General features: G+C 43.3%; 12 protein-coding genes. 4 read left to right on the forward strand and 8 right to left on the reverse strand.

Annotation, left to right across the window (positions count from 1 at the left end; genetic code table 11):
- Nucleotides 1–40 precede the first annotated feature (40 nt).
- From FC51_RS09200 to FC51_RS09220, 5 genes are all read right to left on the reverse strand, one after another.
- Nucleotides 41–1285 (reverse strand): glutamate-5-semialdehyde dehydrogenase, encoded by a 1245-nt coding sequence (locus tag FC51_RS09200; protein ID WP_057910657.1) that lies wholly within the window; start codon nucleotides 1283–1285, stop codon nucleotides 41–43.
- Complete coding sequence (proB, locus tag FC51_RS09205; protein ID WP_057910656.1) at nucleotides 1278–2093, reverse strand: glutamate 5-kinase; 816 nt, start codon at nucleotides 2091–2093, stop codon at nucleotides 1278–1280. Before proB ends, FC51_RS09200 begins: the two co-directional genes overlap by 8 nt.
- A gap of 254 nt (nucleotides 2094–2347) precedes the next feature.
- Complete coding sequence (locus FC51_RS09210; protein ID WP_057910655.1) at nucleotides 2348–3349, reverse strand: peptidoglycan recognition protein family protein; 1002 nt, start codon at nucleotides 3347–3349, stop codon at nucleotides 2348–2350.
- Nucleotides 3350–3619: 270 nt separating this feature from the next.
- On the reverse strand, nucleotides 3620–4087 hold the full coding sequence (locus FC51_RS09215; RefSeq protein ID WP_057910654.1) for a Fur family transcriptional regulator: 468 nt from the start codon (nucleotides 4085–4087) through the stop codon (nucleotides 3620–3622).
- A 152-nt stretch (nucleotides 4088–4239) separates the two neighbouring features.
- On the reverse strand, nucleotides 4240–4734 hold the full coding sequence (locus FC51_RS09220) for a GNAT family protein (protein WP_057910653.1): 495 nt from the start codon (nucleotides 4732–4734) through the stop codon (nucleotides 4240–4242).
- A 97-nt stretch (nucleotides 4735–4831) separates the two neighbouring features.
- On the opposite strand from FC51_RS09220, the gene FC51_RS09225 reads away from it, so the two are divergent.
- The gene (locus tag FC51_RS09225) at nucleotides 4832–5884 is read left to right on the forward strand and encodes a lactonase family protein (protein WP_057910652.1); all 1053 of its coding nucleotides are present in this window, start codon (nucleotides 4832–4834) and stop codon (nucleotides 5882–5884) included.
- A gap of 252 nt (nucleotides 5885–6136) precedes the next feature.
- On the forward strand, nucleotides 6137–8755 hold the full coding sequence (locus tag FC51_RS09230) for an efflux RND transporter permease subunit (RefSeq protein WP_057910651.1): 2619 nt from the start codon (nucleotides 6137–6139) through the stop codon (nucleotides 8753–8755).
- Nucleotides 8756–8867: 112 nt separating this feature from the next.
- On the opposite strand, the gene FC51_RS09235 is transcribed toward FC51_RS09230, so the two are convergent.
- The 3 genes from FC51_RS09235 to FC51_RS09245 form a co-directional block, all read right to left on the reverse strand.
- On the reverse strand, nucleotides 8868–9428 hold the full coding sequence (locus FC51_RS09235) for a TetR/AcrR family transcriptional regulator (RefSeq protein WP_057910650.1): 561 nt from the start codon (nucleotides 9426–9428) through the stop codon (nucleotides 8868–8870).
- A 253-nt stretch (nucleotides 9429–9681) separates the two neighbouring features.
- Complete coding sequence (locus FC51_RS09240) at nucleotides 9682–10533, reverse strand: fumarylacetoacetate hydrolase family protein (protein ID WP_057910649.1); 852 nt, start codon at nucleotides 10531–10533, stop codon at nucleotides 9682–9684.
- 81 nt (nucleotides 10534–10614) lie between these two features.
- Entirely contained in the window at nucleotides 10615–12975 is a 2361-nt protein-coding gene (locus FC51_RS09245) for a helicase C-terminal domain-containing protein (RefSeq protein ID WP_057910648.1), read from the reverse strand.
- Nucleotides 12976–13118: 143 nt separating this feature from the next.
- Here FC51_RS09245 and FC51_RS09250 point away from each other — a divergent pair, with 143 nt between their 5' ends.
- Both FC51_RS09250 and FC51_RS09255 read left to right on the forward strand, forming a co-directional pair.
- Nucleotides 13119–13712: a hypothetical protein gene (locus FC51_RS09250; protein WP_057910647.1), complete on the forward strand. Its 594-nt coding sequence runs from the start codon at nucleotides 13119–13121 to the stop codon at nucleotides 13710–13712.
- A gap of 1 nt (nucleotide 13713) precedes the next feature.
- Complete coding sequence (locus FC51_RS09255; RefSeq protein ID WP_057910646.1) at nucleotides 13714–13944, forward strand: hypothetical protein; 231 nt, start codon at nucleotides 13714–13716, stop codon at nucleotides 13942–13944.
- Nucleotides 13945–13950 lie beyond the last annotated feature (6 nt).

Here is a 13950-nt window from a genome sequence, read left to right on the forward strand (position 1 = left end):
AGCAAACCCGCCTTTTGGCACACTCCCTTGTTTTGTTATATTACTGACGAACCTGACCATCGCCTCGAATAACATATTTCGTGGTAGTCAGTTCATTTAATCCCATTGGTCCGCGGGCATGGAGCTTTTGAGTGCTGATGCCAATTTCGGCACCGAATCCAAACTCGAAACCGTCTGTGAAACGCGTTGATGCGTTGACATAGACGCAGGCGGAATCGATCTTGTTCAAGAAATCTTGGCCACTTTGATAATTATCAGAGATGATGACTTCTGAATGACCGGTCGAATAATGGTTAATATGGTCGATTGCTTGTTGTTCATCGTCAACGACTTTGATGGCCATGATCAGGTCATTGTATTCGGTTGACCAATCTTCTTCAGTTGCCGGCTTGATGCTTGAAACGATTCGTTGGCTGGCAGCGTCACCACGAAGTTCAACACCATGGTCAAAAAGGGCTTTGGCAATTGACGGCAGCATTTTCTCAGCGACGTCTTGGTGAATTAAGACCTTTTCGGCGGCGTTACAGACAGATGGTCGTTGGACCTTGGCATTAACAATGATGTCAATTGCCATCTGGAGTTCGGCATCCTTGTCGACATAAATGTGACAGTTACCGGCACCCGTCTCGATGACCGGAACAGTCGCGTTTTTAATCACGGCGTTGATGAGCCCGGCACCACCACGCGGAATGAGGACATCCACGTACTTGTTTAAATGCATCAACTCATTGGCCGTTTCATGGCTGGTGTCGTGGAGAATTTGAATGCTGTTTTCGTCCAAGTCATGTTGTTTCAAAACGTCTCGCAGGACTTGAGCCAACGCTAAATTACTATGCAGGGCTTCCTTGCCGCCCCGAAGAATAACGGCGTTACCACTTTTAAATGTCAAAGCGGATGCATCCACCGTTACGTTTGGGCGGGCTTCAAAGATCATTGCAATCACGCCCAGCGGAACCCGCTTTTTCTCAATATTTAAGCCGGCGTCATTTTGCCAGCCCTTATCGATATTTCCAATCGGGTCGGGCAGGGCGGCCACTTGTTTCAATCCGGTCGCCATGTCGCTGATTCGTTGCCCGGTTAACTTGAGTCGGTCAGTGAATTTTGCCGGCATGTCTGTGGCGTTGGCAATGTCTTTTTGGTTTTCAGCCAGAATTTGGTCGGTATTCTTGATTAAAGCCTCCGCAAAATCATTGAGGACTTGGTTCTTAGTGACCGTATCCAGTAAGTTTAATTTGTATGCGGCAGCTTTGGCGTTTTGGCCTATTTTGAGTAATTCATCATTCATGAGTGACACCCTCTCTTTCAAAGATCGTTCCCACGGTTTGTCCAGCTAATATCTTAAAGATAATTCTTGGGTCGGCACCATTTGCCAACACCATCATCCGGTCCTCATCCAACATCCGTTTGGCGGCCAGTAACTTGGTTTGCATGCCGCCGGTACCGAATCGACTTCCGGTGCCGCCAGCAACGCCAAATTCGTTTTCGTCGATTGAATTAACCGTCTCGATCAGGTTGGCATCGGCACATTTGTTGGGATTTTGGTCATAGAAGCCGTCGACATCTGATAGCACAATCAGCAAATCAGCGTTGACGTGACTGGCCACAATGGCTGACAGCTGATCGTTATCGCCAAAGGTGGTCTTATGATCCAATTCATCAGTGGCAACCGTATCATTTTCGTTGACGATTGGAATCACGTTGTCTCTCAACAGACAGTCAAAGGTATTCATAACGAATTGTTTACTCTTGGGATAGTCGAAAATATCGTGGGTCAGCAATACTTGGGCAATATCGGTCAGGTAGTGGTCAAAGCGTTGGGTAAACAATGTCATCAACTCAGATTGTCCAATGGCGGCGAGCGCTTGTTGGGCCCCAATTTCAGTTGGTCGCTGCTTAAGGTGCATTTTATTTAACCCGACGCCGATTGCACCGGAAGATACCAGAATTAATTCTTTCCCCTGATTATTTAAGGCACTGAGCGTATATGCCAACTCGTCAAAAGTTTTGAGGTTAATCGATCCGTTTGGGTAGATCAAGCTGCTGGTACCCACCTTAACCACGATTCGTTTTGCATTAATGACCCGCTTATCCATATTCTCCACCCCTATTTTTGTATAAAAAAAGCCTACTTTGAATTGAGACACCCATGACGGGCGGTACCATTCTCATTCAAAGCCAGGCTTCACACTTTTTCTTTATAACGGAAAGTTCCGTGTCTGATTAAGACAATCGTATTGAAGATAGGATTCGTGTCCTTAAACGTCTTTCAGCGAGCGGCGCTTTCTCTGTGATCACACTACTTGGTCTTCTAAATTATCGTTATCATATATTAGTCGATAGATGTTTGTCAACTAATAAGATTCAAGGCTTTTTCGTAAACCCAGTATTTCTTGGCGCCGCTATCCGTTGAGAAGGTAATTCGGTACCAATCGTGGCCGTTTGACTTGGTCCCGATATCATCGATATAAACCTCTTTGCCGACGGATGCGCCAACCGAATCCCATGAGTAGGATTTCACTCCGGCACGGGAATTCTTAACATGATTGTATAACCGGTACGACTTGTAGTTGTCTCCTAATGACGCCTGTGAATTTGCTTTCACATATGTGACCTTGTCATATGCTTTTTTCGCTGTTGATGCCGTCAGTGAACCGTGTGCCGACCCGCCTTCTGCTTGAAGGTTGTTGTAAGTCGTCTTCACTAATTGATAAAATTGGGCAAACGTATAGCTTGCGCCAAAGTATTTTTTCCCGGCTGAAGCATAGTAACCAGCTGGATCGGTGTGATTAGTACCGCCCAGATATTTGGAAACACCCCCGTGTGACCAAACGGTTCCTTTACCATCGTACGCCGCATCATTTGGCGTTAACCCATATTTATCGAGGATATACGCAGTGTAATAGGCGGCGTTGGCTATTTCGTGTGCAAATGCCGACTTACTGTGGACCTCAACTTGCTCGAATTGAACAAAGCGCGCGTTGGCTGGGTAACCAGCTCCCCAAGCTAAATAATCCGTGTTGGCAATATTAATGATCCGACTGGCATCGACAAACGTATGAACAAACGCATTGTTATAGTTCTTTTTCATGTAGGCAATTTCGTTATAGATTGTGGAATTTGGGTTTGCGGTTTCGTGAACCACGACACCCTCGGGCTTGCCAGTGCCTTTACGGTAAGAATTTTTTGGAAAGCCGCTCCAAACCGAAGAGGTTACTTCGGCGTGATTGATGTTGTTATTTGCAATGTAATTATTGACACTGCTTGCCCCCGCAGTGTGACTGAGTCCAAACAACCCGATTGCCGCAAATGATAGTGAGCAAAGGGCCGTTAAAATCGCTCTTTTCTTCAATTTAATTATTCCCTTCAGATCTTTTTAATTGTTTCGGTTTTAAGTTTCTTTAATGTTTATTATATTTTTACATAGCCGGATTTCACTACAAACATTAATATAAACGATTTGTATGTGAGAATTCAACTAGTAAAAAAGCCCACAGACCGCGATATAACGCGACCCTGTGGGCTTTGGTGGACAAATTGTCAATCATATTAAGAGTTCTTGACAAAATCCTTAAATTCAGGCACAAACGACTGATATATCAACCGTTTGCCCCTGTAATAATTACTTATTGGAGAGCTTAGCGATGTGTAGCTTTCTCTGGCACTCTGGGCAAATCCCGGTGACTTCCATTTGAGTTCCAGTGACTAAAAAGTCGGTTTTATCACGGGTTGTTTGTTGGACATGCTTGACCAACTCTGGATAATCATCATCAAAAATGTCGATAATTTTACCACAGTTTTCACAGATGGCATGGTAGTGGGGGACACCAAAGTAATCATAGCGGATACCGCCATCATTATTTGGCAGCTCAATGACCAAGCCATTGTCGACCAGCATCTTAAGGGTATTGTAAATTGTTGCCACACTTAAATTGGGCAGTTTAGCCTCAATCCCATCGCGAATGGTTTCAACGTCAGGATGATTATGGTGGGTAATTAAATAATCCAGAATAATCTCGCGTTGAGGTGTGATTCGGATGCCTTGTTTTTTAAGTTGGCCGAGTGAATGTTTAAGGGTTGCGTTAGTCATTTTGAAGCACCTCCATGAGGAGCGGTTGGCTCATTTATCTTTTCAAGTTTATTATAATTCATCCTGTACTTTAGAACAATTCTAATATGCTATTGAAAAATATTCAACCATGTCGACTCAATATTTACACTTATTTAGATTCAGTCCAATGTTTAGTTAAGTTGAATGATCAAAGCAGATTCGGTCGTTTTCTTGAACCCAATCGATTGCAACTGCTCGGTTAGCTGAGATGTTGGTTGACTGACGGTCACGGATAGTTGCTGGAAAGTAAAATGATCCTTTGAAAATTGAATCGTTCGTTCCACAACTTCAGGTATGTAACGTTCATGAGCTTGATCAACGATGAATTCAATAGAGCCAGTGTCAACTGGGGGTTCAAATCCCACCAAGCTGATGATGCCGACAAATTGATTAGAGTTGGAATCCGTCATCCCCCAAGTCAATTCCTGGCCGTTCATGACCCGCTGCATGATGTGATTAATATTTTTGACGGTATCTAAAATTTCATTTGGCATTTTTTCAGCCTTAATGGTTGTAATGGTTTTCTTTGAATAAAGGTCATCCACTAATTTGACGGGCGTTTGCGTCAACCAATCCAAGGTGAGATGGCTGGTTAAAACAGGGTGGAATTTTTCAAATGACTTCATAAATTCAATTCCTTTCGTGAAAAAGCTTTCAAACATTTGTTGGTTTGGATTTAGATGTGGCATAATGAGTATATAAACTTTTGTTGGAGGGACAATCTTGATAGAAAAATATTTGCTTGGAACCTACACTCGAAGAATCAGTAAGGGTGTTTACCAGTTAGAATTAGACACTGAAAGTAAAAAATTACAAAACTTACAATTTGTCGGCAGCGCCATTGACCCAACCTACGTGGCTGAATCATCTAAGAAACGGATTTACGCGATTACCAAGGTCAAAGATGACCAGGATAATGTAACTGGTGGCTTTGTCGAATGGGATGGGACTAAAGATGACTTCCCATTAAAGCCAATTGCCTCAATTCACGACCAGGAAACATCACCCGCTTATATCTCGGTTGATGAAGACAAACAACTTGTTTTCACCGCTAATTATCATGCCGGAACGATTAATTCCTATAAAATTGGCGATGATGGTGCCATTTCAAAGGCCGATCGGATTATGGACAAGGGCACCCTTGGATTCCGCAAGGAGCAACAAGACGGACCACATCCTCATTATATCAATTTAACTCCTGAGGGCCGAATTGTGGCCGTTGACCTGGGTGTCGACAAAGTGTTTATTTATGATTTGGAAGACAGCGGTAAATTAGTACCCGTCAGCGAATTACAAATGCAGGACGGTTATGGTCCCCGTCATATTTACTTCGATGCCAAGAAGAAAGTTGCCTATCTGGTTGGTGAGTTGAGCAGCAACGTTGCCGTACTGGATTACGATGCCGACAAGGGCGTTTTGTCCTTGAGAGACATCCACTCAACGATTCCTGATGATTGGACTGAACATAACGGTGCTGCTGCAATCCGTGTATCAAAAGACGGCCGCTTCGTGTATGTTTCCAACCGGGGCAATAACACAATTGCTGTCTTCAGTTCAGATGAAAAAGGTAATTTGTCATTGATCCAGCGAATTTCAACGGAAGGCGACTTCCCTCGTGATTTCAATATGAGTGACGATGAATCCTTTGTCATCGCCTTGAATCAAAATTCGGACAACGCTGTATTATACACTCGTAACAGTGAATCTGGAAAATTAACGATGATTCAAAAGGACTTTATGGTTCCGGAAGGCGTCAGCATTCTTCGGAAACACTAAATATTAACAGACATCATGTGAAGAGACTGGGGCAAATATAAAAAATTGCCTCAGTTTTTTTGTTTGCCGATTACTTAGCTGAATTCTTGAAACAATGCGCTTTTTTGCCACTCTTTCATGTGTATTCGCTTCCATAATCGAACATTATTTGAGTCTTGTTTCATTTCGCAACAAAGGCCTTGGTTTACTTCTTTGTTTTTGGACTTCATCTCTTAAAATGAAAATCAGACACAAAAAAAGGAGATGTAGACATTGAAACGATTGTTCGACGGACTCAGTAACAATATACAGCGTCACAGCAAAATCTGGATTACCGTCATTGTCATCCTAACGATTGGGTTTGGGTTTGGATTGCCTAAGCTCCAAATGAAGATGGGAAACGATGTTTTTGTCAGTTCAAGTTCAAAAGCATATAAGTATTCGCAAACTTATCAGAAAAAGTTTGGCGGTGAATCGCTCTATTTGTTAATGAACGGACGACAAGATACTTTGTTGTCACATGAAACGATGCAAAAAGTAGCCAAATTTGATCATAAGATCAATCAGGTAGATAACGTTCGCAATACAACGGACGTTGTGAGCACCCTCAACGACATGTTGGACAAGGCGGGCAGCGGCGGATCTGTGCAGTTAAACTTCAAGGATCCAAAACTGCAAAAGGATTTAATGGCAGAGCTGACCCCCAAGCAAACTGCCCAGCTCCAACGTGACCTTCAACAGTCACTGACTCCTGCTCAACAGCAGCAGATCCAGCAATATGTAATGAGCGAATTAACGCCTGCTCAAAAACAGAAAATGGCTGCAGCACAAGCTCAACAGTCAGTGCCGGCAAAACAGCAACAGGCAATGTTACAAAAAGCTTTAACTACCGAGCAAAAAGCTAAACTTCAGTCATATACCATGACACTGTTGAATCGAAAACAGCAAGCCGGCTTGGCGAAGACGATTGTCCCAATGCTTCCTAAGGTTGAAGACATGTCAACGAATTTGTTAAGAGATATTTTCTTAAGTGACAATGGCCACATACCAAGTACATTCAAGGAATTGTTGCCTAAGGATGCAACGCGGATGGTCATTGTGATCAACACCAACAAAAAGTCTTCAGATATGAACTCCGCAGTTCAAATTCACAATGATGCAAATAAGGTCATCCGAGACACTCATTTCGGCTCCAATATTAAGACCCGCCTTGGTGGGATGCCTGCAATCATCGGGCAGGCTCGTGGAGAAGTTATCAAGAGTATGGCAATTATGCTGGTACTGGCCATCGTTTTGATGGTAATTATCCTAGGAGTCATCTTCCCGGTTCGAAGACGACTGCTGCCACTGGTCTTTGTTTTAGCCTGTCTAGTATGGACATTCGGGCTAATGGGGTGGCTAAATATCCCCATCACTTTGGCAACCATGGCAACTTTGCCAATTATTATTGGCTTGGGAACTGATTTTGGCGTTCAATTTCAAAACCGTTACGAAGAAGAAATTAAGAAGACGCATAATCCCCAAAAATCGATTTCAGAAGCGATTGCAAATATGGGGCCAGCGGTTGGAGTTGCCCTAATTGTCATGATCTTCAGTTTCTTGTCCATGTATTTGTCCAAGGCACCAATGATGCAACAGTTTGGCTTAACTTTGGCAATCGGAGTTGCATGTAGTTATGTTGTCGAGTTTGGACTGATGTTTAGCACATTGTCTTTCTTAGATAAAAATTACCAAGCAGACCAGTTCAGCCCCAAAAAGATTGCTCAACCTTCCAGACTTTCGCTATTCTTAAGTCATTATGCAGAATGGGTTACCAGACATTCCGGTGTTCTATTGGCCATTGGTATTGTTTTGGCAGGAATCGGCTTTTCAGTAGAAAAATCAATTAATATTGAAACCGATATTACTAAAATGATCCCACAACAGATGACTTCGTTGAAGAACACCAAGTATCTTCAGAAACAAATTGGCTCAACGACGTATCTGACCTATCTGGTTAGAGGCGGCGATAATGATTTGCGGGATAGTGGACAACTGGAAAAAATTAATGACATTGGCAAACGGGTTGAAGACAAATATTCTGACGTAACCGCGGTTACCAGCTTACCAGTCGCATATCAGCAGTCATCAGGTAAATTGTCGGATAATCAAGACAAAATTAATTCCGGCATTGACAATATGCCGACATCTATCAAGCAGTCATTAATCAGTAAGGATCATCACTCCGCCACGATTCAATTCAAGATCAAAAAGGACATGTCATCTAAAGAGCAGCTTCAACTGATGAATCGGATTGATCATGATATCCAAGGAACAGATCACGGGCTGAAGATTTCGCCAGCAGGGGCTCAAGTCATGATGCTGCTGGGAATTGATAACGTCTCAGCAAATCATGATCTGATCATTATTGCAGGTCTTTCGATTATTTTCATCGTCCTATTCCTGATTTATCGAGATTGGCGACTGGCAATTTATCCGGTGGTCCCAATTTTGCTGGTGTTGGGATTCTCACCGCTAACATTAAAGCTTATGGGGACACCATATAATCCGGTTACAATTGCTTTAAGTTCCTTAGTTCTGGGAATTGGCACCGAATTCACCATTTTAATTCTGGAGCGCTATCGAGAAGAAATGAAACGTGGCATTTCCGTGAGAGATGCGATTGTTTCATCAGTCGCATCCGTTGGGCAAGCCATCACAGTTTCCGGATTAACCGTGATTGGCGGGTTTTCAGCGATTATGTTCTCCAACTTTCCGGTGCTTAAATCATTTGGGCTAATCACTGTTCTGGATACCGCTTATTCGTTGATTAGTGCGTTAACTATCTTACCCGCAGTGATTTATCTGTTACGGAAAAGAAAATCAGATAATGAGAAACCCGACAAAGTTTAGTTGATTTGACGTTGTTTTACTGAATGATGGCTAAATATCATAAAGTCGCTGAGGCAAAAGTTCACACCGTATCCGTTCCTTAATATTCATAGAACAACTTAAGGGCATTTAATCAAATTCCATTTAATTTGTTGATGATGTCGACCAGGAATTCTTCAACTTCGTCTAAAGAGTGGCTCGGCGAATATTCCAACTGTTCGGCGAAGAAGCCCATGATGATATTTGCCAAAAAGCTCATCATAAGAGTGGGAGACGTTGAATTTTTGATTAAAGTGACAATGGGGTCATTTTGGTAATCTGAGTTGTTAACGCGCTCCTGAAACAGCCCTTCAAGGATGTGGCGAAACTCATCATAAAATTTACTTTCGTTTTCAGGGACCAAATGACGGATTAGGCCAACATTTTGAGTCATAAATTGAGTGATCTGTTTTAAAACAGCCGTTTTATCAGTAGGAGAGCCACTCAGTTCGCTTGTTAAATCGTGCAAAATATCGTCTGCCAAATCAATCTTGTCCTGATAGTAACGATAAAATGTGCTGCGATGAATAAGCGCACTATCACAAATATCCTTGACGGTAATGTCATCGAATCGCTTGGACTGCAAAAGGTTAATCATAGCTTGTTTGATGATTCGTCTGGTTCGTTTTTGGGTAAGTGTTTCTGCTTCTGTCATTAAATTTCCTTTCACTAAAATGATTTACATGATGTGTTATGATCGTTAACTGGAATAAACCTTATTAACCAGAATACAGTGGATTGAAACTATTTTAAAGAAATAAGAATGATTATCAGCGAATACAAATAATGGATCCGTCACGAATTATCACCTAAGAAGGGGAGGTTCGGGCGGGTCCATTATTTGTATTGTGTGTATTCCCAGGATCACATTTTTTGCTAATGCATTGTTTGATTAAAGTGGGGATTTGTTAATTAACTTTGGTTTCGATTGTCCCCAAGCCGTCAATTTCGCTGGTAAAGACGTCACCAGACTTCAAAAAGACTTGTGGATCACGTCCGACACCGGTCCCACTGGGGGTTCCGGTAAAGATTAAATCGCCTGGATACAGTTCAATGACGCTGGAAATATACGAAATCAGCGTTTGGATATCAAAAATCATCTTATCAACGGTTGCTTGCTGCATAATTTCCCCGTTGACTTTAGTAGTGACATTTTTTGAAACAATATCATCAGTGTCGGCAATTGTTGTTATGTAAGGGCCGATTGGTGAGTAATTCTTGAAGGATTTTCCGAGGTCAAACTGGGTACTTGGACCATCGATTGATTGAACGGTTCGATCGGAAATGTCTTGGCCGACAGTGTAGCCGGCAATTGCGTCTTCGGCATCTTCGCGGCTGATGTTGCGACCACCACGGCCGATGACAATCACGAGTTCAGATTCCCAATCAACGGTGTTGCCGCTGAGATGAATTGAATTGTGGGGGCCGGCTAAGGAGCTGACAAATTTATTGAACACGTTTGGCCGCTTGGGCTTCACAATGTCCATTTCTTTCATGTGATCAAGGTAATTAAACCCAATTGCTGGTAATTGACGTGGGTGTTGAACCGGCTGCTCAAATTTTTGGGCATCGAGTTGTTCGGCATCGTCGTTATCAATGATTTTGGTGTCGTTGAAATTGATTAGGACTTTAGAAACAAAGTTCTGCCAATCGTTTAAGATCTCGTCGATTGAGTCATAACCAGTAATTGGAATACCCCAGAATTGACCGTTTTGGAGCGCGACAAATGTTGGCTTGTTATCATACATTGCTAATTTCAATTTAACCCCTCCTGGCTTTAATTCAATTAACGAACAGCGTTATTAGTATACACCCAATCGTAAAAATTGTAACCAGAACACTTACGTATTGCCGTTTTGCCAGAAATGATGCAGAACATTTTTTAGTTGATCCGAATTTTGAGTGACTTTGATGTTGGACCAGTTCTTGGGGAAAATGCTCCGGTAGCGCGTCTGATTAAATCGCTGGTCCATCAAGACGATCACACCTTTATCCTCGTCAGTTCGAATCACCCGCCCGGCAGCTTGGCTGACATTGTTGAAGCCGGGAAGTTGGTAGGCAAACGAAAAGCCCTGGCCATTGAGTGAATCAAAGTAATCACGGATTAAATCGGATTCTTTATTCATTCCGGGAAGCCCGACACTGACGATGCCCACGCCAATCAGTTGGTCATTTTTCAAATCGATGCCTTCAGAAAAGATGCCACCTAAAAGGGCGAAGCCAACTTTGGTCTTGTGATCATCAGAACGGAAGTTGTCTAAGAATTCGGTTCGTGACGCGTTGTCCATGTCGGGCTTTTGATTAATGACCGTTACGTCTGGGTAAAGTTCGACAAATTTGCTTAAGGTCGCGTTTAGATAGGCCATCGACGGGAAGAACATCATGTAATGCCCGGTTTTCTGGGAAATCAACGTCTTAATTGTGTCACAAATTGGTTTTAGACTGTTCTCCCGGTTGGCATACAGGGTATTAATGTTATTAGCGATAACTACCTGACAGTTTTCCTGGGGAAACGATGAATGAGAGATCATGCACAAACTGTCTTCTTCGTTTCCCAAAACTTGCTGGTAATAGGAAATGGGACTGAGTGTAGCCGAAAACAAAATTGCGGCACGTCCCAGATTCAAGCTGGCCTTAATTTGCTTGCTGGGATCCATACAAAACTGCCTAAAAATGATGGTGTGATCGCCGATAATCATCCTCGTTCGATACGTTTCATCGTAAAACGTACTGATCAAAAAGTAGCGCCGACATTCCAAATAGTAGTCCACAACGGCATCGACCGTGTCGCTGGGGGTCTGAGTTGCCAACCATTGGTGGATCGTTTCAATTAAGGTTTCTAACGTATTATTGAAATTATCCAACGGTGCCAGTTGGGCAACCTGCTTATCGACGGTTTCTGATGCGGGTTTGCTATAACGTTTAAATGATCGCTTGAGCGACTGGAGGCGTTTAATCACCTTTTCATTGCTGGCTTTTTTCCTTGAAAGCTGGCGGATTAAAGGGTCAATTGGGGATGATTCCAAGGTGGCTGAATACATTTCCCGGGACCGTTGGACGAGGTTGTGAACTTCGTCGACCAGAAAACAGTTTGATTTATCCGGGACTGAAAAGAATCGCTGCAAATGCACCTGGGGATCGAAGAGGTAGTTATAGTCGCAGATGATGATGTCACAAAATAAGCTGACGTCGAGTGAAAATTCGAAAGGGTCCACCTTGTGCTTTTGCGCGTATGCTTGAATGGTATCTTTAGTGATTTGATCAACGTGTTGAATGAGATCCTTGATAGCTGGTCTGACACGATCGTAGTAGCCCACCATGTATGGATTTTTTTCCGGCGGAACGTCTTTTTCCTCCGGGAAGGTAATCTTATCCTTGGCGGTTAAAGTGATGCTTTTGAGGGTGAGCCCCTTTTCTGCCATCAACGAAATCGTGTTTTCCGCGACGTGTCTGGTACTTTGTTTGGCCGTGAAATAAAAAACGCGGCTGATCAATTCTTCGCCCATGGATTTAATGGCCGGAAAGAGGGTTGAAATGGTCTTGCCGGTTCCGGTTGGGGCCTCCACAAATAAATGCTTTTCCAGCAAAATTGTCTTATAAACGTTCGTAGCCAGCTTGTGTTGGCCGGGACGGTAATCCGCGAAGGGAAACTTGAGTTGCTTGGCGGAGGTGATTCGCCGCTCGTCAAGTTCATGCCGCAACTGAATCCACTGCTCAAATTCGGTTACGAGAGCCGTAAAAAAGAGTTCCGATTCGGTCTTACTGATTGTCAGGGTCTTGGTCGTGATTTTTTCGTCGGGGGTCTGGACATAGGTGAGCTGAAGGTCGACTGACTTAATGTCTGCCTGGTGCATGACGATGTAGGCGTACACCTTGACTTGGGCCCAATACAGCTGAAGCGTTGAGTCGGGAACTGACTGAAATTCCAGGTCAGAGGTCTTGATTTCTTCGATCAAAGGCTTGCCGTCCCGCTCATCAATGCCGTCAGCGCGGCCACTAATGACGTATTCGTCGTCCAGGTATTGAATCGACGTTTTCAGGGCAACCTCGGATTGGTATGAGGACGGGCGGCTGTGTTGAATCTTGCGGTGAATGCGGCTGCCTTCCTGAGCCGTATTTTCACTGCTGATGACGGGACTCAAGTCACCGGTCCGAAGTAGAAATTCAACTAACTCTCTGATACCAACTTGATGCACGGCCATCAAAAGCCCTCCCTTCAAATGCAATTTGTCTAAAATCTATTATACAAAATATTTGAACGTATGTTTGGAAAAACACGACTTTGAAAAAAGTGGCCAATCAAGTAAACTAGTTGATGTGAGAAATAACGTTGGGAAGTGATTTGATGCAGCCAAAATTTGGCCAGGTCTATCAGACAAAGCACGATACATATTTTGCGGTGGGCGAAGTGGTGACCCACAATCCGCAACTGATTTTAGATAATGTGAACTACATTGGCAAAAAGAATTTTGTGATTCATATCAAATTTGGCCAGGGGATCGCCAGAAAGGCGCTCTTGATGGTGAGAATGGTCGATGGCCAACTACCGGACTATTTGAAGCAAACGGATCTCGGTGGCTTTCAAGAAGCAGTCAAGAACGATGACTTACAACTGTTAAATATCGACGCTGATGAATTGCAGGGGTATCACTGTTCAGAGGCGCTGGAGATTGAAGATCCGGATGACGAAAAGATTGCCCAAATTGCCAGTATTCGCGAAAACACCTTGCAGTTGGTGGAAGATTACTTGAAACAGTTACAGGTAAAAATTGATAAGTTATCCCAGCGAAAAGCCAATCACTATTTTTCAAGCAAAGCCCACTATGAACAGGTGAAGGATTTTCTGTTATCAATCGCGCCGTACATGGATTTGAGACTAAAAGAAAGCCAGGTCAGACAAGACGAGTGGCGGCTTAAATTACGACTGGGAGGCCAATGAAATGCTCAACGAACAGAAGTTACAGGCAATTGTGGCCACGTTTGCGAAATACCAAGTGGAAATTAAAACCGACGGGATGCGGATTGTGGCCATCAATGGTCAACGGGCATCCTTTGACGCAACCACATTTATGCAGGATCAGCTGATTGAAATGATTTGCAGGGTGTTAGCCAACCAGTTGATTCATGAGGTGTGGGTTTCGGAGCGTGATTCTAATGGGGATGCAAACTAGAAATCA

This window comes from Lentilactobacillus parabuchneri DSM 5707 = NBRC 107865, assembly GCF_001435315.1.
Lineage (GTDB): Bacteria > Bacillota > Bacilli > Lactobacillales > Lactobacillaceae > Lentilactobacillus > Lentilactobacillus parabuchneri.

Bases quoted from the DNA above. Each gene is read 5' to 3' on its own strand.
- FC51_RS09235 (WP_057910650.1), bottom strand. From the start codon at position 9,428: ATGACAGAAGCAGAAACACTTACCCAAAAACGAACCAGACGAATCATC.
- FC51_RS09255 (WP_057910646.1), top strand. From the start codon at position 13,714: ATGCTCAACGAACAGAAGTTACAGGCAATTGTGGCCACGTTTGCGAAA.
- FC51_RS09220 (WP_057910653.1), bottom strand. From the start codon at position 4,734: ATGAAGTCATTTGAAAAATTCCACCCTGTTTTAACCAGCCATCTCACC.
- FC51_RS09245 (WP_057910648.1), bottom strand. From the start codon at position 12,975: ATGGCCGTGCATCAAGTTGGTATCAGAGAGTTAGTTGAATTTCTACTT.
- FC51_RS09250 (WP_057910647.1), top strand. From the start codon at position 13,119: ATGCAGCCAAAATTTGGCCAGGTCTATCAGACAAAGCACGATACATAT.
- FC51_RS09215 (WP_057910654.1), bottom strand. From the start codon at position 4,087: ATGACTAACGCAACCCTTAAACATTCACTCGGCCAACTTAAAAAACAA.
- FC51_RS09200 (WP_057910657.1), bottom strand. From the start codon at position 1,285: ATGAATGATGAATTACTCAAAATAGGCCAAAACGCCAAAGCTGCCGCA.
- proB (WP_057910656.1), bottom strand. From the start codon at position 2,093: ATGGATAAGCGGGTCATTAATGCAAAACGAATCGTGGTTAAGGTGGGT.